The 22093-nt window shown below is 64.8% G+C and carries 20 protein-coding genes; 15 read left to right on the top strand and 5 right to left on the bottom strand.

Annotation, left to right across the window (positions count from 1 at the left end):
- Window positions 1-79: 79 nt before the first annotated feature.
- The 5 genes from leuS to C0Z18_RS03145 all read left to right on the top strand — a co-directional run bounded on the left by leuS (window position 80) and on the right by C0Z18_RS03145 (window position 6247).
- A complete protein-coding gene (gene leuS / locus C0Z18_RS03165; RefSeq protein ID WP_102643900.1) occupies window positions 80-2674 on the top strand; it encodes a leucine--tRNA ligase in 2595 nt (864 codons plus the stop codon).
- 53 nt (window positions 2675-2727) lie between these two features.
- On the top strand, window positions 2728-3279 hold the full coding sequence (locus C0Z18_RS03160) for an LPS-assembly lipoprotein LptE (RefSeq protein WP_102643899.1): 552 nt from the start codon (window positions 2728-2730) through the stop codon (window positions 3277-3279).
- A gap of 34 nt (window positions 3280-3313) precedes the next feature.
- Complete coding sequence (holA, locus tag C0Z18_RS03155) at window positions 3314-4402, top strand: DNA polymerase III subunit delta (RefSeq protein ID WP_102643898.1); 1089 nt, start codon at window positions 3314-3316, stop codon at window positions 4400-4402.
- A gap of 89 nt (window positions 4403-4491) precedes the next feature.
- Entirely contained in the window at window positions 4492-5781 is a 1290-nt protein-coding gene (locus tag C0Z18_RS03150; protein WP_102643897.1) for a glutamate-5-semialdehyde dehydrogenase, read from the top strand.
- Between the two features lie 49 nt (window positions 5782-5830).
- Window positions 5831-6247 carry a CopD family protein gene (locus C0Z18_RS03145; protein WP_102643896.1) on the top strand — a complete coding sequence of 139 codons (417 nt, stop codon included), beginning with the start codon at window positions 5831-5833 and terminating at the stop codon, window positions 6245-6247.
- Here C0Z18_RS03145 and C0Z18_RS03140 read toward each other — a convergent pair.
- Window positions 6244-7104: a MurR/RpiR family transcriptional regulator gene (locus C0Z18_RS03140; RefSeq protein WP_102644023.1), complete on the bottom strand. Its 861-nt coding sequence runs from the start codon at window positions 7102-7104 to the stop codon at window positions 6244-6246. The two genes, C0Z18_RS03145 and C0Z18_RS03140, sit on opposite strands and share 4 nt — an antisense overlap.
- Before the next feature lie 281 nt (window positions 7105-7385).
- On the opposite strand from C0Z18_RS03140, the gene edd reads away from it, so the two are divergent.
- The 4 genes from edd (at window position 7386) to C0Z18_RS03120 (ending at window position 12015) form a co-directional block, all read left to right on the top strand.
- Window positions 7386-9263: a phosphogluconate dehydratase gene (gene edd, locus C0Z18_RS03135; protein WP_102643895.1), complete on the top strand. Its 1878-nt coding sequence runs from the start codon at window positions 7386-7388 to the stop codon at window positions 9261-9263.
- Window positions 9264-9274: 11 nt separating this feature from the next.
- The gene (locus tag C0Z18_RS03130) at window positions 9275-9910 is read left to right on the top strand and encodes a bifunctional 4-hydroxy-2-oxoglutarate aldolase/2-dehydro-3-deoxy-phosphogluconate aldolase (protein ID WP_102643894.1); all 636 of its coding nucleotides are present in this window, start codon (window positions 9275-9277) and stop codon (window positions 9908-9910) included.
- A gap of 220 nt (window positions 9911-10130) precedes the next feature.
- The gene (locus C0Z18_RS03125; RefSeq protein ID WP_102643893.1) at window positions 10131-11498 is read left to right on the top strand and encodes a GntT/GntP/DsdX family permease; all 1368 of its coding nucleotides are present in this window, start codon (window positions 10131-10133) and stop codon (window positions 11496-11498) included.
- 19 nt (window positions 11499-11517) lie between these two features.
- Window positions 11518-12015: a gluconokinase gene (locus tag C0Z18_RS03120; RefSeq protein ID WP_102643892.1), complete on the top strand. Its 498-nt coding sequence runs from the start codon at window positions 11518-11520 to the stop codon at window positions 12013-12015.
- A 28-nt stretch (window positions 12016-12043) separates the two neighbouring features.
- Here C0Z18_RS03120 and C0Z18_RS03115 read toward each other — a convergent pair whose 3' ends face one another.
- From C0Z18_RS03115 to C0Z18_RS03100, 4 genes are all read right to left on the bottom strand, one after another.
- Window positions 12044-12550 carry a disulfide bond formation protein B gene (locus tag C0Z18_RS03115; protein WP_102643891.1) on the bottom strand — a complete coding sequence of 169 codons (507 nt, stop codon included), beginning with the start codon at window positions 12548-12550 and terminating at the stop codon, window positions 12044-12046.
- Window positions 12547-13947 carry a pyridoxal phosphate-dependent decarboxylase family protein gene (locus tag C0Z18_RS03110; protein WP_102643890.1) on the bottom strand — a complete coding sequence of 467 codons (1401 nt, stop codon included), beginning with the start codon at window positions 13945-13947 and terminating at the stop codon, window positions 12547-12549. The genes C0Z18_RS03115 and C0Z18_RS03110 overlap by 4 nt, the downstream gene beginning before the upstream one ends.
- A 36-nt stretch (window positions 13948-13983) precedes the next feature.
- Window positions 13984-15210, bottom strand: a complete 1227-nt coding sequence (locus tag C0Z18_RS03105; RefSeq protein WP_102644022.1) for an MFS transporter — start codon at window positions 15208-15210, stop codon at window positions 13984-13986.
- A gap of 110 nt (window positions 15211-15320) precedes the next feature.
- A complete protein-coding gene (locus C0Z18_RS03100; protein ID WP_102643889.1) occupies window positions 15321-16277 on the bottom strand; it encodes an iron-containing redox enzyme family protein in 957 nt (318 codons plus the stop codon).
- A 337-nt stretch (window positions 16278-16614) separates the two neighbouring features.
- On the opposite strand from C0Z18_RS03100, the gene C0Z18_RS03095 reads away from it, so the two are divergent.
- The 6 genes from C0Z18_RS03095 to fdxA are packed head-to-tail and all read left to right on the top strand — an operon-like array spanning window position 16615 to window position 22029.
- Complete coding sequence (locus tag C0Z18_RS03095) at window positions 16615-16917, top strand: 2Fe-2S iron-sulfur cluster-binding protein (protein ID WP_102644021.1); 303 nt, start codon at window positions 16615-16617, stop codon at window positions 16915-16917.
- A gap of 57 nt (window positions 16918-16974) precedes the next feature.
- Window positions 16975-17727 (top strand): hypothetical protein, encoded by a 753-nt coding sequence (locus tag C0Z18_RS03090; protein ID WP_102643888.1) that lies wholly within the window; start codon window positions 16975-16977, stop codon window positions 17725-17727.
- A 13-nt stretch (window positions 17728-17740) separates the two neighbouring features.
- The gene (locus C0Z18_RS03085; RefSeq protein WP_102643887.1) at window positions 17741-19063 is read left to right on the top strand and encodes an ATP-grasp domain-containing protein; all 1323 of its coding nucleotides are present in this window, start codon (window positions 17741-17743) and stop codon (window positions 19061-19063) included.
- A gap of 2 nt (window positions 19064-19065) precedes the next feature.
- Complete coding sequence (locus tag C0Z18_RS03080) at window positions 19066-20388, top strand: ATP-grasp domain-containing protein (protein ID WP_102643886.1); 1323 nt, start codon at window positions 19066-19068, stop codon at window positions 20386-20388.
- A 46-nt stretch (window positions 20389-20434) separates the two neighbouring features.
- Window positions 20435-21679 carry an ATP-grasp domain-containing protein gene (locus C0Z18_RS03075; protein WP_102643885.1) on the top strand — a complete coding sequence of 415 codons (1245 nt, stop codon included), beginning with the start codon at window positions 20435-20437 and terminating at the stop codon, window positions 21677-21679.
- A gap of 26 nt (window positions 21680-21705) precedes the next feature.
- The gene (gene fdxA, locus C0Z18_RS03070) at window positions 21706-22029 is read left to right on the top strand and encodes a ferredoxin FdxA (protein WP_102643884.1); all 324 of its coding nucleotides are present in this window, start codon (window positions 21706-21708) and stop codon (window positions 22027-22029) included.
- Window positions 22030-22093 lie beyond the last annotated feature (64 nt).

The following is a 22093-nucleotide window of genomic DNA, read 5'->3' as shown; positions in this document are numbered from 1 at the left end:
TTTGCGGGGAACGACGCATTTCATGTATCGCCGCGCCCGCGTTGCCACGCGCCACGACAGCCAAGCCTGAACCACCGCCATGCAAGAAAAATATTTACCCGCCGACATCGAAGCCGCCGCCCAGGCCCAATGGCGCGCGTCCGACGTTTATCGTACGGCCGAAGTCGCCGGCAAGCCGAAGTTCTATTGCGTCTCGATGCTGCCGTATCCGTCGGGCAAGCTTCACATGGGGCACGTGCGCAACTACACGATCAACGACGTCATGTACCGTTATCTGCGGATGAACGGCTACAACGTGCTGATGCCGATGGGGTGGGACGCCTTCGGCATGCCGGCCGAAAACGCGGCGATGGCCAACGGCGTGCCGCCGGCCAAATGGACGTACGAGAACATCGCCTACATGAAGGGGCAGATGCAATCGATCGGACTCGCGATCGATTGGTCCCGCGAGGTCGCCACGTGCGATCCGAAGTACTACAAGTGGAACCAGTGGCTGTTCTTGAAGATGCTCGAGAAGGGCATCGTCTATAAGAAGACGGGTACGGTGAACTGGGACCCGATCGATCAAACGGTGCTCGCGAACGAGCAAGTCATCGATGGGCGCGGCTGGCGCTCGGGCGCGCTCGTCGAAAAGCGCGAAATCCCGATGTACTACATGCGCATTACGCAGTACGCCGACGAGTTGCTCAACGATCTCGACGGTCTCGGCTGGCCCGAGCGCGTCAAGGTGATGCAGCAAAACTGGATCGGCAAGAGCTTCGGCGTGAACTTCGGCTTCCCGTACGAACTCGACGGCGAGCAAAAGCTGCTGCGCGTGTTCACGACGCGCGCCGATACGATCATGGGCGTCACGTTCTGCGCGATCGCGGCGGAACATCCGCTGGCCGCGCGTTTGGCCGAAGGCAAGCCCGAGCTGCAGGCGTTCATCGACGAATGCCGGCAAGGCGGCGTGGCCGAGGCCGAGATCGCCACGATGGAAAAGAAGGGCATGCCCACCGGCTTTTACGTGACGCATCCGCTCACGCAAGCGCAGGTCGAAGTGTGGGTCGGCAATTACGTGTTGATGAGCTACGGCGAAGGCGCCGTCATGGGCGTGCCCGCGCACGACGAGCGCGATTTCGCGTTCGCGAAGAAATACGGTTTGCCGATCAAGCAAGTGATCGGGAAGGCCGGTTGCGAGTTTTCGCTCGATGCTTGGCAAGCCTGGTACGGCGAGAAGGAAGGAGTCGTGTGCGTCGAGAGCGGGCGCTACGACGGCCTGAGCTACGAGCAAGCCGTCGATGCCGTCGCGGCCGATTTGAAGGCGCTCGGTGTCGGCGACAAGCAAGTCACGTGGCGTCTGCGCGATTGGGGTATCTCGCGCCAGCGTTACTGGGGCACGCCGATTCCGATCATTCATTGCGCCGCCTGCGGCGACGTGCCGGTGCCCGAGAAGGATCTGCCGGTCGTGCTGCCCGAGGACCTCGTGCCGGACGGCACGGGCAATCCGCTCGCGAAATCGGCTGCGTTCCTCAATTGCGCGTGTCCGAAATGCGGCGCGCCCGCCAAACGCGAAACGGACACGATGGACACGTTCGTCGACTCGTCCTGGTACTTCTCGCGCTACACGTGCCCGGACGCCGAGACGATGGTCGATGCGCGTACCGATTACTGGATGCCGATGGACCAATACATCGGCGGCATCGAGCATGCGATCCTGCACTTGCTCTACTCGCGCTTCTGGACGAAGGTCATGCGCGACATGGGGCTCGTGAATTTCGGCGAACCGGCCAAGAATCTGCTCACGCAGGGCATGGTGCTGAACGAGACGTTCTATCGCGAAGATGCATCGGGTAAGAAGACCTGGTACAACCCGGCCGACGTCACGGTCGAGCACGACGACAAGGGGCGTCCTGTGGGCGCGACGCTGAACACCGACGGGCAGCCCGTGGTGCTCGGCGGCGTCGAGAAGATGTCGAAGTCGAAGAACAACGGCGTCGATCCGCAGGTGTTGATCGACCAGTACGGCGCCGACACGGCGCGCCTGTTCACGATGTTCGCCGCGCCGCCCGAGCAGCAGCTCGAATGGTCGGGCTCGGGCGTTGAAGGCGCCAGCCGCTTTTTGCGCCGCGTCTGGGCATTCGGGCACGCGAACCAAGCGAATCTCGCCGTGCGCGGCGCGTTCGACGCTTCGTCGCTCGCGCAAGCCGACAAGACGCTGCGCCGCGAGATTTACAGCGTGCTGAAGCAAGCCGATTTCGACTACCAGCGCCTGCAGTACAACACGGTGGTTTCCGCAGCCATGAAGATGCTCAACGCGCTCGAGGATGCCAAAGCGGCGCAGCCCAGCGTGCTGCGCGAGTGCTATGGCGTATTGCTGCGCGTGCTCTATCCGGTCGTGCCGCACGTCACGTACACGCTGTGGGAAATGCTGGGTTTCGCCGGCGAGTTCGGATCGCTGCTCGATGCGCCTTGGCCGAAGGTCGACGAGAAAGCGCTCGAGTTGGCCGAGATCGAACTGGTGCTGCAAGTGAACGGTAAAGTTCGCGGCGCGGTGACCGTCGCCAAGGATGCGCCGCGCGAAGCGATCGAAGCGGCGGCGCTGGCGCACGAGATGTTCGCGAAGTTCAGCGAAGGCAAGAGCGCGAAGAAGATCGTCGTCGTGCCGGGCCGGCTCGTCAACATCGTCGTCTAAAGGCGCCGCGCGCGGGACGATCGAGGCCCGCGCGATTCAATCAAGGAGTCAATGTGATTCGCCGATCGTTCTTAGCGCTCGTATGCGGCACGACGATTTTGACCGCGTGCGGGTTCCAGCTTCGCGGCCAGCAAAACTATGCCTTCAAGCGGCTCGCGATCGTAGGCGCGCCGCCGGTCGTGGCCGCCCGCTTGAAGCGCATGATCGAAGGCGGCAGCGATACGGTCGTCGTGAAGTCGACGTCCACCGCCGATGCCATTTTGTCGGTGAGCGAAGGGCGCTCGCAGTCGGTGCTGACGCTCAATTCGGCCGGCGCGGCCGAGGAGTATGCGCTGACCTATTCGCTCTCGTACACGCTGACCGGAGCGGATGGAACCTTGCTGATTCCGTCGAGCGCGATTCAACTGAATCGGGCCATGACGTATAGCGTCACCTATGCGCTCGCGAAAGCTCAGGAGTCGGAACTCTTGTATGCCGATATGCAAAACGACGCGGTCGATCAATTGACGCGCCGTCTGGCGAGCGTCCGTTCGCTGCATCCGGCTGCGGGGGAACAAACGCCGGGCGTGGCGCCGCGTGCGCCGTTGCCGCCGCCGCCGTTGTAATCGGCCCGCTTCGCTCCCGTACGGTTTACCGCTCATGCAACTGCGACTGGACGCGCTCGACGCGCATCTGACCAAGGGCCTCGCCGGTTTGTACGTCGTCTACGGCGACGAGCATTTGCTCGCGCAGGAGGCGTGCGACCGCATCCGCGCGGCCGCGCGCACGGCCGGCTTCACCGAGCGCAACGTCTTCACGGTCGAGCGCAGCTTCGATTGGAGTTCGCTCTTGGGCGCGACGCAATCGATGTCGCTGTTCGGCGACCGCCAACTGATCGAATTACGGATTCCGTCGGGCAAACCGGGCAAGGAAGGCGCCGATGCGCTCAAATCGCTCGCCGCGGCCGACAATCCCGATGTACTCACGCTCGTGACGCTGCCGCGGCTCGACGCCGCGACGCAAAAATCGGCGTGGTTCACGGCGCTCGCAGAGCGCGGCGTGTCGCTACGGATCGATCCCGTCGAGCGCGCGCAATTGCCGAACTGGGTTTCGCAGCGGCTGGCCTTGCAAGGCCAGCGCGTCGCGCCCGGCGAAGACGGCCGGCGTGCGCTGCAATTCGTGGCGGAGCGCGTCGAAGGCAATCTGCTGGCCGCGCATCAAGAGATTCAAAAGCTGGGCTTGCTCTACCCCGAGGGCGTGTTGACGTTCGAACAAGTGCAAGACGCGGTGCTGAACGTCGCGCGCTATGACGTCTTCAAGCTGAACGAGGCGATGCTGGCGGGCGACGTGGGCCGGCTCTCGCGCATGCTCGACGGCTTGAAGGGAGAGGGCGAAGCCGCCGTACTCGTGCTGTGGGCGCTCACCGAGGAGCTGCGTACGCTGCTCAAAATCAAGCGCGGCGCGGCGGCGGGCAAGCCGCTCCCGATGCTGCTGCGCGAGAATCGGGTCTGGGGCCCGCGCGAGCGCCTCGTCGGGCCTGCGCTGTCGCGCGTGACGGAGTCCGTGCTAGAGGAAGGGCTCGCGCTTGCCGCGGCCCTCGACCGGCAAGTGAAGGGGCTCACCGGCAGCGCGCCGGCCAGCCGGCGGCGCACGGCCTTGCCGCCCGATCCTTGGGAAGGCATGTTCGAGCTAGCCGCCCTCGTCGCCGCACCGGCCAAGCGCGGCACCGCACGCGCGAACGGCGCGTAACGGCTTAGAATCGACACGCGGGCGTTACCGCCAGCGCGAACACTTTGCACTTAGCACCTGCGCCGCGTGCGCGACGAACGAGAATCATGATGGATATCGACGAGTACATGACCGCCATCGGCCGCCGCGCACGCGGCGCTTCGCGCGCGATGGCCCGGGCCGCGACGGCGGCGAAAAACGACGCGCTGCACGCCATTGCCCACGCGATCGAGCGCGAGCAAGCGGCCTTGCAGCAAGCGAACGCGCTCGACGTCGCCAAGGCGCGCGAGAAGGGCATGGACGCCGCGTTCGTCGATCGGTTGACGCTCTCGGACAAAGCGATCAAGACGATGGTCGAGGGTTTGCGCCAAGTCGCTTCGTTGCCCGACCCGATCGGCGAAATCGACAACCTGAAATATCGCCCGAGCGGCATTCAAGTGGGGCGCATGCGCGTGCCGCTCGGTGTCATCGGCATTATTTACGAATCGCGTCCGAACGTGACGATCGATGCGGCCGCGCTGTGCTTGAAGTCCGGCAATGCGGCGATTTTGCGCGGCGGCTCCGAGGCGCTCGCATCGAACACGGCGCTGGCCGCGCTGATCGGCGAAGGGCTAGCCGCGGCGGGTCTGCCGCGCGACGCAGTGCAAGTGGTCGAGACGGCCGATCGGGCCGCCGTCGGCAAGCTCGCGACGATGACCGAATACGTCGATGTAATCGTACCGCGCGGCGGCAAAAGCCTTATCGCGCGGCTGATCGAAGAGGCGCGGGTGCCGATGATCAAGCATCTGGACGGTATTTGCCACGTCTACGTCGACGATCGCGCCGACCTGTGCAAAGCGCTGGCGGTCTGCGACAACGCCAAGACGCACCGCTACGGCACGTGCAATACGATGGAGACGCTGTTGGTCGCGCGCGGCATCGCTCTCGCCGCGTTGCCCCCGCTCGCACGCGTGTTTCGCGACAAGGGCGTCGAGCTGCGTGTCGATCGCCACGCGCGCGCGGTGCTCGAAGCCGCGCCTTGGGGGAGCGACGCTCCCGAGCTTGCGCTCGTCGATGCCACCGAGGAGGATTGGCGCACCGAATATCTGGCACCGGTGCTGGCGATCAAAATCGTGGACGGCATGGATGCTGCGATCGACCACATCAATACGTACGGCTCCGCGCATACCGATGCGATCGTCACCGAAGACCACGATCGTGCGATGCGCTTCTTGCGCGAAGTCGATTCGGCCAGCGTCATGGTGAACGCGTCGACTCGCTTCGCCGATGGCTTCGAATACGGGCTCGGGGCCGAGATCGGCATCTCGAACGACAAGCTGCACGCGCGCGGTCCCGTCGGGCTGGAAGGGCTCACCTCGCTGAAATACGTCGTGCTCGGGCACGGCGAAGTCAGGCAGTAAGCTTGCGCCGCCATACGAACGACGACGAACCCGCGACCGATCCCTACCGATGCTCTGGCTCAAAACTTTTCATATCGTTTTCGTGGCTTCGTGGTTTGCGGGCCTGTTCTACCTGCCGCGTATCTTCGTCAACCTGGCCATGGAAAAGGAGCCGGCCGCCGTGTCGCGGCTGCTCGTCATGGCGCGCAAGCTTTACCGCTTCATGTCGGTCATCGCCGTCGTGGCGCTCGCCTGCGGCCTCGGGCTATGGCTCGGCTATGGGATCGGCCAGGGACAAGGCTGGATGCATGCCAAGCTTGGCGTCGTGATCTTGCTCATCGGCTATCACGCTTACTGCGGGCGCCTGCTGGCGGCGTTCGAGCGCGGCGAGAATCGCCGCTCCGATCGGTGGTATCGCATTTTCAACGAACTGCCGGTGTTCGCCCTCATCGCGGCGGTCGCGCTCGTCGTCGTCAAGCCGTTTTAATCGAGTTCTTCTTCGCGCGGCGGCGACTCGATTCGGCGCTGCGTAATCGCCTTCTTGGCCCGTCCGAGTTTGTCGACGAGATCGGGCCCTCGCGCGAGCGCGACGCCGACGGCGAGGATGTCGCCGATCGCGAGATGCGAGACGCGCGAGGTCATCGGCGAAAAAATATCCGTTTCTTCCGCGACGTTCGCCACGAGGCTAACCGTTGCAAGCTGCGCGAGCGGCGAGTTGCTGTGGGTGATCGCGATCACCTTCGCCCCGCACGCGAGCGCCGAGCGCGCCGCCTCGACGATATCGCGCGTGCGGCCCGTGTTCGAAATCGTCACCACCACGTCCGACTCGCCGAGCAGGGCGGCCGACATCGTATAGGTATGCGGGTCGGCATACGCGACGCTCGGAATCCCCAATCTGAAGAACTTGTGCTGGATGTCTTGCGCTGCGATCCCGGAGCCGCCCGCGCCGTAAAACTCGATGCGCGAGGCGTGCGAAAGCAACTCGATCGCCTTGGCGACGCTATGCGCCGATAGGCTGTTTCTTACCTCGATCAATGCCCCGATCGTCCGATCGAACACCTTGGCGACCACGCCGGGCGCGGGCTCGTCGGGGCGCACGTCGCGATAGACGGACGGCAGCCCGGGCGCAATGCTCTGGGCGAGGCGGATCTTGAATTCTCGAAAACCTCCGCAGCCGAGCGCCTGGCAAAAGCGCGCGATCGTCGGCTGACTCACGCCGGCCCGCGTCGCGAGCTCGGTCATCGCCAAGTCGAGCACCTCGCGAGGCGTGTCGAGCACGTAGTCGGCTAGTTTGCGTTCGGATGGGCGCAACTGCGCGCGCATCGATTCGATTCGGGCAAGCATGTCTGAAAGCCCCGCCAAGCGGGTGTATCGTGTTCTATCGATGGCGGTAGTATGACCTTCTGCTTGTAGAAAATCTACATGTATTTGCTACCGATCGGACGTGAGGTAACGCAGCCATGAGGTAGAGGCGAGCGTGCGAATGCGACAATCGCGATCGATCCGCATTGCTGGGATGTAGTTTTTCTACTAAACTTGCTCCGCCAAAATCGCGTTGAGCAGCTCGAACTGCATCGCGCCACCCGTCCGGCGTTCCGCGCCGTCTTTCAGGAGGAGCGTTTTCCATGGTTTCGCCGCACCGCACGCTGACCGAAGTCACTCGCCGTATCGTCGAGCGTAGCCGCCCGACGCGCCAAGCCTATCTCGCGCGAATCGATGCCGCGCAAGGGCGATTCCCGGCCCGGGGCGCGCTCTCTTGCGCCAATCTCGCGCACGGATTCGCCGGTCTGGAAGGCACCGAGAAGATCGCCATCAAGGCGATGCGCGAGCCGAACATCGGCATCGTTTCGTCTTACAACGAGATGCTTTCGGCCCATGCCCCGTACAAGGATTTCCCCGACATCATCAAGCGCGCGGCCCGTGAAAGCGGCGGCATCGCGCAATTCGCGGGTGGCGTGCCGGCGATGTGCGACGGCATCACGCAGGGCAACGCCGGCATGGAGCTATCGCTCTTCTCGCGCGAAGTGATCGCGATGAGCACGGCGGTTGCGCTCACGCACAACATGTTCGACGCGGCGCTGTGTCTCGGCGTGTGCGACAAGATCGTGCCGGGCTTGCTGATCGGCGCCCTGCAATTCGGGCACCTGCCGACGATATTCGTGCCGGCGGGCCCGATGACGAGCGGCCTGTCGAACGACGAAAAGGCGAAGATCCGGCAGCAGTTCGCCACGGGGCAAGTGGGACGCGACGCGTTGCTCGAGGCCGAATCGGCCGCTTATCACGGGCACGGCACGTGCACGTTCTACGGCACCGCCAACAGCAACCAAATGCTCATGGAAGTAATGGGCCTGCACCTGCCCGGGTCGGCGTTCGTTCACCCGCATACGCCGCTGCGCGATGCGCTCACCGCGGCCGCGGCGCGCCGCGTGCTCGATCTGACCGTGGAGCGTGGCGCCTACACGCCGATCGGCCATGTCGTCGACGAAAAAGCGATCGTCAACGGCATCGTGGCTTTGCTCGCCACGGGCGGCTCGACCAATCACACACTGCATCTCGTCGCGATCGCGCGCGCGGCCGGCATCGTCATCGACTGGGACGACTTCGACGCGCTTTCGCAGGCGGTCCCGCTGCTCGCGAAGATTTACCCGAACGGCAAGGCCGACGTGAATCACTATCACGCGGCGGGCGGCATGGCGTTCCTGATGCGCAATTTGCTCGAAGGCGGCTTGCTGCACGAGGATGTAACGACGGTCATGGGCAAGGGGTTGTCCCGTTACACGGAAGAGCCGAGGCTCGTGGACGGCCAGCTCGCGTGGGTGCCGGGGCCTGATCAAAGCGGCGATACGAAGGTGCTGCGCCCCATCGGCGAACCGTTTCAACCCGATGGCGGGCTGCGGCTCATGCAGGGCAAGCTCGGCCGCGGCGTCATCAAGATTTCCGCGGTCGCGCCCGAGCACCGTGCGGTGCGCGCGCCCGCGATCGTGTTCGACTCGCAAGAAGCCGTGCAAGCCGCGTTCGATAAGGGCGAGCTCAAGCGCGATTTCGTCGCCGTGGTGCGCTTCCAAGGCGCGCGCGCGAACGGCATGCCGGAATTGCATCGCTTGACGCCGCTCTTGGGCGTGCTGCAAGACCAGGGCTTTCACGTGGCACTCGTGACCGACGGCCGGATGTCGGGCGCGTCCGGCAAGGTGCCTGCCGTGATCCACGTGTCGCCCGAGGCGCTGCTCGCCGGGCCGCTCGGCAAGGTACGCGACGGCGACACGATCGTGATCGATGCCGAGCGCGGCATCCTCGATGTCGAGATCGAGGACGCGCAATGGAACGCGCGGGCCGTCGAAGCGCCCAAGCATCAAGCGGAAAACGAAGTCGGCTTCGGCCGCGAATTGTTCGGCGTCTTTCGAGCGGCCGCCGCGCCGGCCGAAATGGGTGCCTCGGTGTTCGGCCCATTGCCCACGTTCGTGGGCGAGCCGGCCGAGCATTCGATCCATGCAACGAAACACTAAAGGAGTCCGGCATGAAAAAGGTTGAAGACATCGTCCGCCTAGGTCCCGTCATCCCGGTGCTGGCCTTCGAGACGGTCGAGCAGGGCGAGCACGTCTCGCGCGCGCTTCATGCGGGCGGCGTCAAAGTGCTCGAGATCACGCTGCGCACGCCGGCCGGTATCGGCGCGATCGAGCGGGCGGCTCAGCTCTCGCCCGACATCGTCGTCGGCGTGGGCACGATCACGAAGCCCGAGCACTGCGCGCAAGCCAAAAAGGCCGGCGCCCAATTCGGGGTGTCGCCCGGTCTCACGAAGGACATCCACCAAGCCGCGCAGGACGCCGGCTTGCCTTTGCTGCCCGGCGTCATGACGCCTAGCGATATCCTGCTCGCGCTCGAACTCGGCTACGAGACGGTGAAGTTCTTCCCGGCCCAGCAAGCCGGCGGCATTCCGATGCTGCAAGCGCTGTACGGTCCGTTTCCGGCGCTCAAGTTCTGCCCGACGGGCGGCATCACGACCGAGACGGCCCCGAGCTTTCTCGCGTTGCCGAACGTCGTCTGCGTCGGCGGCTCGTGGTTGACGCCGAAGGCCGCGCTGGCCGCGGAAAATTGGGACGAGGTGACGCGCCTCGCCCGAGCCGCCTCGGAACTGGCGGCTCATCAGCACTGACGCACCGCGCCGCCGCGCCAGCCTGCCCGGCGGGCGGCGGCAGGTCCAGAGTGTGCTCGCACCGATACCACTCGCGGCGGCGTGCTCGTCGATGAAACCGGTTTGTCCTCAAAACCTCGCCGCCTATTAGAATGCAGCGACGACGTGCCGGCGGCCCTGCCGCCCACGCGTGTCTTTCTCCCTCGTTTTGAAGCATCAGAACAAGTCAAGGAGACGTTTTATGGGATCGGTCCACGGCGGCCTCTTGCTGCTTTACGCGGTAATCGCGATCGCGGCGCTCATCCTGCTGATCGCGCGGTACAAGGTCTATCCGTTTCTGGTCCTCATCGTCGTTTCCTTATTGCTCGGGCTGGCCGCAGGAATGCCGGCGGGCCACATCGTGAAATCGTTCGAAACGGGCAACGGCGGAACGCTGGGGCACATCGCCATCGTGGTCGGTCTCGGCACGATGCTCGGCAAGATGATGGCCGAATCGGGCGGCGCCGAACGGGTCGCGACCACGCTGATACGCTGGTTCGGCGAGAAGCAGATCCATTGGGCCATGCTCTTCGTCGCCATCATCGTCGGCTTGCCCGTCTTCTTCGAGGTGGGCTTCGTCCTGCTCGTGCCGATTGCTTTCAACGTCGCCAAGCGCACCGGTAAATCGCTGCTGTTGATCGGGCTGCCGATGGTCGCGGGCTTATCGGTCGTCCATGGCCTGATTCCGCCTCACCCGGCCGCGCTCTTGGCCGTTCAAGCCTACGGTGCCGATATCGGCAAGACGATCGCCTACGGGCTCATCGTCGGCATTCCCACCGCCATCGTCGCGGGTCCGCTATTCGCGCTGCTCGTACACCGCTATATCAAGCTGCCCGAGAACAATCCGCTCGCCGCGCAATTCGTCGAGTCGGCCGATAAGGATGCCCAAGGGCGGCGCGACTTGCCGGGCTTCGGCGTTACGCTTTTCACCATTTTGTTGCCCGTGATCTTGATGCTCGTGGGTAGCTGGGCCGATCTCGTCTTCGCGCCGAAGTCGGTGCCGAACGAATTGCTGCGCTTCGTCGGCAATTCGGACGTCGCCCTGCTCATCGCCGTGATCGTCAGCTTCTGGACGTTCGGCGCGCAGCGCGGCTTCACGCGCGAGCAGATCCAAAAGTTTTGCGGCGACTGCCTGGCGCCGATCGCCGGCATCACCTTGATCGTCGGCGCGGGCGGCGGCTTCGGCGGCGTATTGCGCGACAGCGGCATCTCGCAGCAGATCGTGGCCGTCGCCACGCAAGCGCATCTGTCGCCGTTGCTGTTCGGCTGGTTCGTCGCCGCATTGATTCGGTTGGCGACAGGTTCGGCGACCGTCGCGATGACGACCGCGTGCGGTATCGTCGCGCCCATTGCCAAGGCGGGGGCGATTCATGTTCAGCCCGAGCTGCTCGTGCTCGCCACGGGCGCCGGCTCGCTGATCTTTTCTCACGTCAACGACGGCGGCTTCTGGCTGATCAAGGAATATTTCGGCATGACGGTGGGGCAAACCTTCAAAACCTGGTCGCTGTGCGAGACGATCATCTCGCTGCTTGGCCTGGGCTTGACGTTCGCGCTCGCCGCGGTTTTCTAATGCCTCAATTGGAACGGCAATGATTGTGATCGTGATGGGCGTCTCGGGCGCCGGTAAGACGCTCATCGGCGAAATGCTCGCCGAGCGTCTGGGTTGCACGTTCGTCGACGGCGACGTGTTTCATAGCGTGGTCAACAAGGAAAAAATGGCGCAAGGGGTCGCGCTCACCGACGACGATCGCTGGCCGTGGCTCGCGGCCATTCGCGCGGCCATCGAAGAGAAGGTGGCGGCCGGTCAATCGCTCGTGGTGGGCTGCTCCTCGCTCAAGCGCGCGTACCGCGACGTACTGCGAGGCGGTGCCTCGGGCGACGGCAGCGTACGCTTCGTCTATCTGAAGGGCTCGTACGAAGTACTGCACGAGCGTCTGGCTACGCGGGGCCGTCATTTTTTCAATCCGTCGCTGCTGCGCAGTCAGCTCGATACGCTCGAAGAGCCGGGCGAGGACGAGGCGATCACGGTGAGCATCGAGTTGTCGCCGGAAGCGATCGTCGACGAGGTGGCGGACCAGCTCGGCTAAGCGCGCCGTCCGCCGCTCGATCCGCGGGTCAAGCCGCTTGCGCCGCCGTCCGCGCGCGCAGGCCCCAGCCGATCGTGAGGGCGATCGCGGCAAAAAAGACGAGCGCCCACATCGGCAGCGTGAGGCCGAGGATCGGAGGGTAAGCCGTCTCGCACAGTCCGGCGACCTTGAAGAGCACCGGTACCCAATGCGCGGGCGGCAGGCCGTCCACGACAGGCTCGAGCGCATCGAATCCGCAACTGAACGAAGGGTGCGCCTGGACGTAGATGTGCCGCGCGGCGACCGCCGCGCCCGTGAGTGCCGCCGCGAGGGCGAGCACCCGCCACAAGGGGGCGCGCCGTCCTCCCGCCGACGCGGTGAATGCGAACGCCGCGATCGCCAGGAACACATAGCGTTGGATGATGCACAGCGGGCACGGGTCTTCATGCAATGCCAACTGGACCCATACGGCCGCGGCGACCAGCGCGAGAGAGCCTATGCCGATGGCACGCCACGCCCATCTATGCGCGGCCGGAAACGAAGCTGCGGCGTTCATTGCACGCTCCCAAGGGCCCGCACCAAGGAGTCGAACGTCCGGTCGACGTCGCATTCGCTCGTGCGCCAATTGCAAAATGCCGCGCGCACGCCCCAGGTACCGGCATAGACCGTCGTCGTGACGAATACGTCGCCGAGGTCCCGTACGGCGCGCACATAAGCGTTGATGCGCTCCTCGCTCGGCTGCTGCGCCAGCGTGAAGCAGACGACGTTCAGGCGGGTCGGCGCGAGCAGCGTCAGTCCGGGCTGCTCGGCGATCAGCCTGCCGAGGCGGTGTGCTAGCGCAATGTTCGTTTGCACGATCTGCGCATGACCGTCGCGGCCGTACGCGGCGAGCGTGAACCACGTCGACAGCGCGCGCAACCGCCGCGAATTCTCCGGCGTCAGATGGACGAAATCGGGGTTGTCTCCGGGCACGCCGAGATACGCCGAGCTGTTTTGGAACACGCGCACCTGCAGATCGCGCCGCCGGCTGAATTGCACGGCTGCGTCGTAGGGCACGTTCAGCCATTTATGCAAGTCGATGCAGATCGAGTCGGCCGCATCGAGGCCGCGCACGAGCGGCGCATGCTCGGGCGAGAGCGCCGCGAACGCGCCGAACGCCGCGTCCACGTGCAGCCAGAAAGGATAGCGCGAACGCAATTCGGCGATCGCCTGCAATGCGTCGAAGTCCACGGTGTTCACCGTGCCCGAATTGGCGACGACGATGACCGGTTCGCCCTCGAAGCGCTCGAGCGCGGCTTCCAGCGCATCGACGTCCACGGCTTCGCGTTCTTTCAGCGTCGGTACCTTTTGCACGGCGCGCCGGCCGATACCGAGCACCGACAGCGCCTTATAGATGCTCGAGTGCGGCGCACCGGACAGGACGCGAATCGGCGGCAGCATGCCGACCCCATCGTCGGAAATCGAGACGCGGCTTTGGCATTGCTCGCCGAGCCACTCGCGGCCGATCGCGAGCCCGACCAGATTCGACATCGTCGCGCCGCTGACCAGCACGCCTTGCTGCGCATTCGACAGTCCGAACAACTCGCGCAGACGCGCAATCGTTTCGCGTTCGAGGTCGGGTGCAGCGCTGTCGATGCCGGCCGTCGGGTTTTGATCGTACACGCTCGTGAGCCAATCGCCCGCGAGCGCGGCGGGTGTCGCGCCGCCCGTCACGAAGCCCAGATAGCGGGGCCCGGCGCTGCCCGAAAACCCGGGCGCCCAGCGTGTCAGGAAGTCGTCGAGCGCGGCGTCGAACCCGGGGCCGTGCTCGGGCAACGGGCGCCGCGTCGCCGGCGGCGGATCGAGGGCGGCGGGGCGCTCGTCGATGCGATCGAGCACCTCGAGCGCATGATCGAGGGTACGCTGTAGCAGCGCTTCGATGCCGACGAGGTCGTGCGAGAGTTTCGGGTTCATTGCGTCCGTTCAGAGTCGAGTGGTTGAATTCGAGCGTCATGCCGCGCGACGCAGCGTGGCGTACCAGAACGCGAGTGCAACCGCGCTGATCGACGCGCCGAGCGTGCATACGCCCGACCAGCCGAAGCGTGCGTACACGAACGTCGATGCGATCGAGCCCGACGCGCATCCGCACGCATAAAAAAGCATGTATCCGGCCGTTAGACGGCTCCGTGCTTCGGGGCGTACGCTGTAGATCAAGCTTTGGTTGGTCACGTGCACCGCTTGCAGTCCGAGATCGAATGCGACGACGCCGACGACGAGCGCGGCAATCGAGTGCATGACGAGCGCCGTGGGCAACCACGAGAGCAGCATCAGCGTGAGGCCGATGCCCGAGGTCCACTGCGCGAAACCGCGATCGGCGAGCCGGCCGGCCCGCGCGGCACCGAGTGCGCCGGCCGCGCCCGCAAGACCGAACAGACCGATCTCGGTATGCGACAGCGACAACGGAGGCGCGCTCAGCGGTAGGACCATCGGCGTCCAAAGCGTCATGGCCGCCGCGAAGTGCAGGAAGCCGACGAAGCCGCGCACCCGCAGTACGCGTTCTTGCGCGACGAGCGCGAACACCGATGCGATGAGCCGCGGATAGGACTGGGCGATCCCCGTCGAAGGATGATGCGGCAGCACACGCGACAACACGGCGGCGAGCATGAGCGTGACGCATCCCGATGTCAGATAAACCGCACGCCAGCCCGCGAGATCGGCGATGGCGCCGGAGAACGTACGCGCGAGCAAGATGCCGAGCACGATGCCGCTCGTCACGGTGCCGACGATTTGCCCGCGTTCGGCCGGCTCGGCAAGGCCGGCCGCGAACGATACGAGCACTTGCGTGACGACCGCGAGAAAGCCGATCAGCGCCATGCCCGCGAACAGCACCACGCCGCGCGTCGCCGTCGCGATGGCCAACAGCGAAAGCGCGCTGACGATCGACTGAATCAAAATCATCCGGCGGCGGTCCCAGAGGTCGCCGAGCGGTACGAGCAAGAGCAGGCCGAGCCCGTAACAGATGTTCGTTACCGTCATGACGCTGCCGATGGCGGCGCGGGAGATATCGAATTGGCGGGCGAGCGTGTCGAGCAGCGGCTGCGCGTAATAGGCATTGGCGACGGCGAATCCGGCCGTTACCGCGAACAGCAGCGTGATAGGGCGCGTGAGCTGCACGCGCGAGTCCGCCGCGCGCGTGCGCGACGCAGTCTGCAAGTCGGACAGATGGTCGAGACTCATGATGGCGGTTCGTACGAACGAGCGTCGAGAAAAGAGGCGGAGCGATTCGCGCGGATCGCGCGAATCGCCTCGGCGAGCGGCCTTACGCGAGCGGTGGCCCGCGCGGCGCGTCACTGCAGCGATTGACGCATGTTCTCCATGACGGTCCCGGCGCCTTCGTAGTAGTCCTTCTCGACGTTGAAGCGGATCAGGCAGCCGATGCAGATGTCGCGGATCGCGCTGGGGTTTTGCTGTGCAAGCGGCAGCAGTACGCGTTTGACCAGGCTATTGCCGTGGATCACGTCGATCTTGGTATGCAGTACGTGATATTCGATGACTTGCTCCGGCACCGCGTGACGGCGCATGCCCTTTACCATCTTCGAGAAGCGGTACGGCACGGTGTCCTCGAGCAGCGTCAGCGTGCCGAGCAGGCGCAAGACGTACCAGCGGCGCAGCGCATACATCGACAACAGATTGCCGTTCTTCAGTGCGAGCGCCGACGACAAAATCGACGGATCGAAACGTTGCAGATACTGCCGGAAATGCGGCTCCGCTTTACCGAACAGCAGCGTGTGCATTCCGTCTAGATTGCCGAGACCCATCTCGTCCCAGAAGTTCTCGGCGACCGCGAGCTTCATGTCGCCGAGCATGCCGATTTGCGAGAGCGCGATCGTATCGTCGAAACGGCCGTCCACCTGTGCTTCCAAGCAGACGTAATACGCGAGCTGTTCGAGCGTGGCCTCTTCGGCGAGAAAGCGGAAGAAGGGCGCAACGGCTTCGCGATTCGTGCGCCGCAGATCGTAATACCACTCCTCGAGTTGCGCAGCGGTCTCGGGCAAGCCGGACAAGTCGCAACGCGATTCCTCGTGCAAGTTCCACTCGCTTTCGAGCGTCAGGATTTCATCGTATTCCGCAGGTTGCGGAATCGTGTCGTATGCGCTCGGGGGCGCGAGCTCTCGAAGATAGAACGCGTTCAATCGCTTCTGTGCCTCGAGCGTATTGCAGCGGGGCACGTTCGATGATGTTTCGATCGAATGCGCGGCGGACACCGCGTGCTGCGCCGTTTCTGGAATGGCTTGCGTCGACATGTTTGTCGCTCCGTGCTAGGGAATGGAAGGATGGCGGGCATCGCCGGGATGCGCCGGCGGCGAGCGCCGCGCAACCGCGCGGACCGCGAAGCCCACGACCAGAACAAAGGTACTTCACGCATCGGGCGCGAGTTAGTCCGCGTGTCTCAATGGATTGACGGCGTGTCTCATCGGCGCGGACAAGCGATACGCAGGCGTTAGCAGAAACGCATCGTCGCTTTGTTGGGACAAAAACGCTAACGGTACGTCCCGCTCGTTTCATACAGTAAGTGCACCGAGCCCGCCGCCGACATCGCAACCGACGGCGGCGGCTCGGTTGGACACGGAGGATGAAGCGATGCACAGACTGACGCTGCAGCCGCAAGGCATAGAGGTATGGCTTGCCGATCGCGCTTCGTTGATGGAGCTCGACTTCGAATTGCACGGACAGGACTCGATCCCGTTCGGCTGCCGTGCGGGGGCATGCGGTGCATGCGTCATCGAAGTGCTGGAGGGACTACCGAATCTCGGCAACCGCCAAGCACAAGAGGCGGCCTTCCTCGACACGCTCGGCTATCCGGACGAGCGGTTCCGGCTCGCGTGTCAATGCCGGCTCACGGGTGCCGCAACCGTACGCGTCGCGGCCCGGACCGGCAGTTGAATTCCCGAACGATCCGTTTTGCGCCTGTCTTCCACTCTTCTCAATATAGGAACTCCCATGAGCAATCGTGTGAAAAACGCGGGTCTCGAAAACCGCACGCCGTTTCTGAACGCCGTTGCCTCCGCAGCTTTGCGCGGTGAAGTCGACGCGCTGATCGATCGTCAAATCGACACGTGGTACGAGACCGTGCCGTACGCCGCGCACCTCGAGGGCAAGACGGTCGACAGCGAGTACTACCGCCGTCACCTGATCGAAACCGCATGGCGTATCCGCTTGCTGCGCGTGTCGGAATCGAAGGCGCTCGCCGAGATCGCGAAACGCAGCCCCGAGGCGGCTCAGATCTGGGCGAACTACGAACGCGAGGAAATGCTGCACGACGACTTGTTCATCCAGGATCTCGAGCGTGCCGGCGTGACGCGCGAAACGTTCCTTGCGACCGAACCGTACTTGTCGACGAAGCTACTGACCGGCTATTTCTCGTATCTGCTCGACCACGAAGGCCCGCTCGGCGTCGTTGCGTATTCGTACCTCGTCGAATACGTCAACGTGAAGCTCGAGCCTCGCAAGATCGACGCGCTGAAGGGGTCGGTCGGCGAGAGCAACATCGGTGGACAGATCGCGCACTCGCACACCGATATCAACGACGACCATCCGGGTGAGGTCTGGGCCGCCATTCGCTACTTGCTGCGCAGCGAAGACGATATCGCCGCGCTCAAGCGCTATCTGGACGAGCATCAAACGGTTCTCGCGCTCTATTTCAAGGAACTGTACGAAGACAAGATCGCATCGACGCTGAAGGCCGCAGCCTGAGGGGAGAGCCGACATGTTGGCTGATGGCGTTCTGATTTTGAGCCACTGCGGGTACTCGTTCGTCGAGGACCTCGCCACGGCGATCGGCAGGCGGCGACTGCGGGCGCACGTCCTGAGCTCGCGACCGTTGCCGGAGCACGCGAATCGGCTGGACGCGGTGCGTGCGCTCGCGGGCAGCGTGCACGCGGGCGACGCGCACGTGCTGTCGATCGCCGATGTCGATCGAACGCTGGACGCGCTGCAAGCGTCCGGGGTGCGCGTGCTCGCGTGTATTTCCGTATGGGAAGGCTACCGCGCGCTGATGGCGCATGCGAATGCGCGCCTCGGCGTCGCGGATCTTGCCCCCGCGCTCGTGCAGTCGTTGCGCGACAAGCTGCATGTTCGCAACACGCTCCATGCGGACGGGCTATCGCGCCGGCGTGCCTACGCGCTCACGCCGGACATGCTCGGCCAATTGCAAGCGCGCGCAAGCGAGTACTTCGTTAAGCCCGTCCAGGGCATCGCATCGTACGGCGCATTCCGGCTCACACGCGAGACGACATGGGCCACGCTGGACGCGATCGCAAGGCAGGCGCAGGCCGACACGGTCTACGCCTCGGTGATCGGTGAAGGCGTTCGATTCATCGCCGAGGAATACGTGAGCGGGACGGAGTGCAGCTTCGAGGTGCTCGTCGTGGACGGCAGTCCGTACGTCGTCGCGATCCACGAAAAGTGCGAATTGACCGAGGCGAACGGCACGGTGTTGGAGGACAGTTGTACGAGTCCCCCCGTGTCGATCGCCGCGCTCCATTGCGCGCAAGGCATCGCCTGGCTGCGCTCGGTCTTTACGCGATTGGCGATCGACTGGGGGTGCTTTCACGTCGAAGCCCGGTTCGACGGCACGCGCTGGGATCTGATCGAAATCAACCCGCGGGTCGGCGGCAGCTTGATCTCGCCGAGCGTGAAGGCGCTCAACGGCGAAGCGAATTTGCTCGATCTTTGGTTGCACGTGCTCCTCGATGCCGACGGCGCGCACGCCTCGCTCTCACGCCTCGCCTATACCGGCGAGGGCGAAACGCCGAGCCCGAACGCAACGTTTTTCCGCGTCTATTTCGCGAGCCCGGGGCGAATCGAGGAGATCCGGCTCAATGCGCTGCCGCGCGCGCCGGTGGTGACGCAAGTTCTGCTCGAAGCCGGCGACGAAGTCGATCCCGCATCGCGCGAAGTGTTTCTCGGCCAGTTGCTTTGGTCGATGACCCGTGCCGAGCGCGATGCGGAACTCGACGCGCTGCTCGCGGCCTCCGCCGACGCAATCGCCGTCCGTTACCGGGTCACCGAACCCGCGTTAGGAGTCTGATCATGAAAGGTCAATCCGCATCGACGCTGCTGATCGTCGATTACAACTTGAGCCGGGTGGACGACGTTGCGCACCTGGCCCAGTACGCACGCGAGCGTCATGGTGCGCGAACCGTGCTGATCCGCTGGGGACCCAGCGAGCGCGACCGGCGGATCTGCGACGCCGTAATCGATCTGGACCCGCTCGCCGAGCATTTCGTTACCGACGCGCTCGCACGGCTCGCGCCGATCGCCGGCGAGCTGCGCGCGGGCATCGTGTTTTCCGATAACGCGGTCCAGCAAGGCGCCGCGTTGCTCGAGCGGCTCGGGCTCGCGGTCGATTCGCCGGTACTTGCCGAAGGTGCGTTCAGCAAGCACGCCTATCGGGTTGCCGAGCATCGGGTGCGCGCGCTGCTGCAGGCGCAGCGCGTCATGGTGCCCGACTATACGCAAGCCGCATCGGCCGACGATTTGCGCCGGTTTGCCGCCGATCACCCGAACGGCTTCGTCGTGAAGCCCTCGTGCGAGGGCAACAATCGGGGCGTCGTCGTCGTGCGCAGCGGCGAAAACTTCGAGGCGGCTTTCGCCGAGGCCGCACCTTATCTATCGCGCGGCGTGATATGCGAGGAGCTCATTCCGTTCGCGCGAGAGTTCTCCTACGACGGCCTCGGCGCCTTGTCTTTCATCACCGAGAAAATCAGTGCGACAGGGCGCTATCCGGTCGAAGTCGCGCAGATTCTGCCGTCGCGCCTCGCCGCTCATGAAGTCGAGACGCTGGCCCGTGCCGGGCGCTTCGCGAACGTGCTCGTGGGGCAGCGCGACGGTCCGTTCCACAACGAAATCAAACTCAGCGACGACGGGCTGCACGCGGCCGTCGTGGAACCCAACCGGCGGCCGGCGGGAATGAAGATCTGGTGGCTCGCGCGTTGGGCTTACGGCATCGACCTGTTTCATGCGTGGATCGATGCGCTCTGGGGCATCGCGCCGCCTAGCTCCCTGCCTGCTCCCGAGCGGTTCGCCGCTGCGGTGATGCTCGGCGTCGGCCGCGATCAGTTGTTTTCGCCGCAAGACGTGCGCGTCGATGCGGCCCCGCTCGACGATGCGATCGCACGCACCGTCGGCGCGCTCGGGTTGCGCGAAGGTGCGCTGCGCTCGCGCGGCTTCGAGTGGTTGACCGCGGAGCGGCGCTTCGTGCATGCGATCGCGCGGGACAACGCCGATTTCGTCGCGCTGGCCACGATCACGCTCGAGGCGGACGACGTCGATATTCGCGATGTCGTCACGCATCTGCGTGCGAATTGGCCGGCAGCGCTCGACGCGGCCTGCGCGACTCGTGCCGCGGCGTGAGGCCGCCGTCATTCGCGCCGTCATTCGAATCGTTCGGAGACTTGGGATGAATATCCTCGTACTACATCGCGTGCCGTATGCGCGCATCGACTACGCGCGCGGCATCGATCACGATCTGCACGACGTCACGTACTTCGGCAAGCGCGAGATTCTCGACACGCTCCCGCCGCGTCTGCGCTGCACCCGCGTCGAGCGTCCGGGCGAGGCCAGCGCGTTCGACGAGGCGAGCGCATGGCTCGACGCGAATCCGCGGCATTTCGACATCGTGATCTCTCTGTCCGAATACGAGTTGCTCGATGCGGCGAAGCTGCGGACGCGGCTCGGCATCGGCGGCAAATCGGTCGAGCAAGTGCTGCTCGTGCGCGACAAAGTGAAGATGAAGCAGGCGGTGCACGAGGCGCATTTACGCGTGCCGCGCTTCGCCGCGTTGCGCGCGTGGCTCGAGGGGCAGGGCCAAACGCCGTGGCGCGGCCGGACGGTGCTCAAGCCGCACAGCGGGGCGTCCAGTGCCGACGTGGTCGTGTTCGAATCGCCCGCCGCGCTATTCGACGCGCTCTCCGCGCGCCGCACGGGCGTCGCCGCGCTCGACGCGGAGCGTTCGGATATCGACGCGTTTCAACTCGAGGAATACGTCGAGGGTCCGATTCTGCATTTCGACGGTATCGTCGCCGGCGGCGAGATTCGCGCGATCTGCGCGAGCCGCTATGTCGGTACCTGTCTCGACTATGCGGCGGGCCGGCCGCTCGGCTCGTTTCATTTCGCGCTGAGCGACGCCGCCCGCCGCTGGGTCGATGCGGTTTTGAAGGCCGTTCGTATCGATTCGGGCGCCTTCCATCTCGAAGCGATCGACGATGGCGGCGAACTCGTGTTCTTGGAGGTCGGCAATCGCGTGGGCGGCGCCGACGTCGTCGTGACCTTCGAATTGGCCACGGGCGTTCATATGCCGTCGGCCGAATTGCGGTTGTTGCTCGGCGAGACGCTGCGCATCGAGCCGCGGGCGCCGTTCGCGCAGCAGCTTTGGCACGGCTGGTTCGTGTTTCCAGGTCATCAACTGCGCGGCGGGCGCTTCGACGGCTTGGCCGGCGTCGAGGCGTTTCGTACGAGCCCGGCGGTACTGGCTTGGAACGAACTCGAGGGCGGCCGCGCATTCGCATCGCACGTGACCTATTCGGCGCATGAGACGCCGCTCGCCGGCATCATCGGCACGCCTAGCCCGGATGAGACACGCCAGTGGATCGAGCGGCTGTTCGCCTCGGCGTCGCTGCGCGTGCACGCATCGGCGGCGCCGTGAGCGCCGCGTTTTGAAGGGGAGCCAACATGGCGCATGTCGTCACTGAAAACTGCATCAAGTGCCGCTACACCGATTGCGTCGAGGTGTGCCCGGTCGATTGCTTTCACGAAGGGGCGAACTTCCTCGTCATCGACCCCAACGAGTGCATCGACTGCGGCGTGTGCCGCGCGCAATGTCCCGTCGGCGCGATCTATCCCGCCGAGGACGTACCCGCCGCGCAATACGCCTTCGTCGCCGTCAACGCGACGCTGGCGCAGTCCTGGCCGAGCATCACGCGCAGCCAGAAGCCGCCTGTCGATGCAGCGCGCTGGGCGGGCGTCCACGGCAAGATCGCGCTGCTCGAGTCGTAGCCGGCGACGCATCGAGATACCGGCGCTCTAGCGGGAGCCGGTCCTGACAATCCCGCTTCGCCTC

This window comes from Trinickia dabaoshanensis, from assembly GCF_002879885.1.
Taxonomy (GTDB): domain Bacteria; phylum Pseudomonadota; class Gammaproteobacteria; order Burkholderiales; family Burkholderiaceae; genus Trinickia; species Trinickia dabaoshanensis.
Note: the sequence above shows the minus strand (reverse complement) of the source record. Positions and strands in the feature narration are given on the sequence as shown.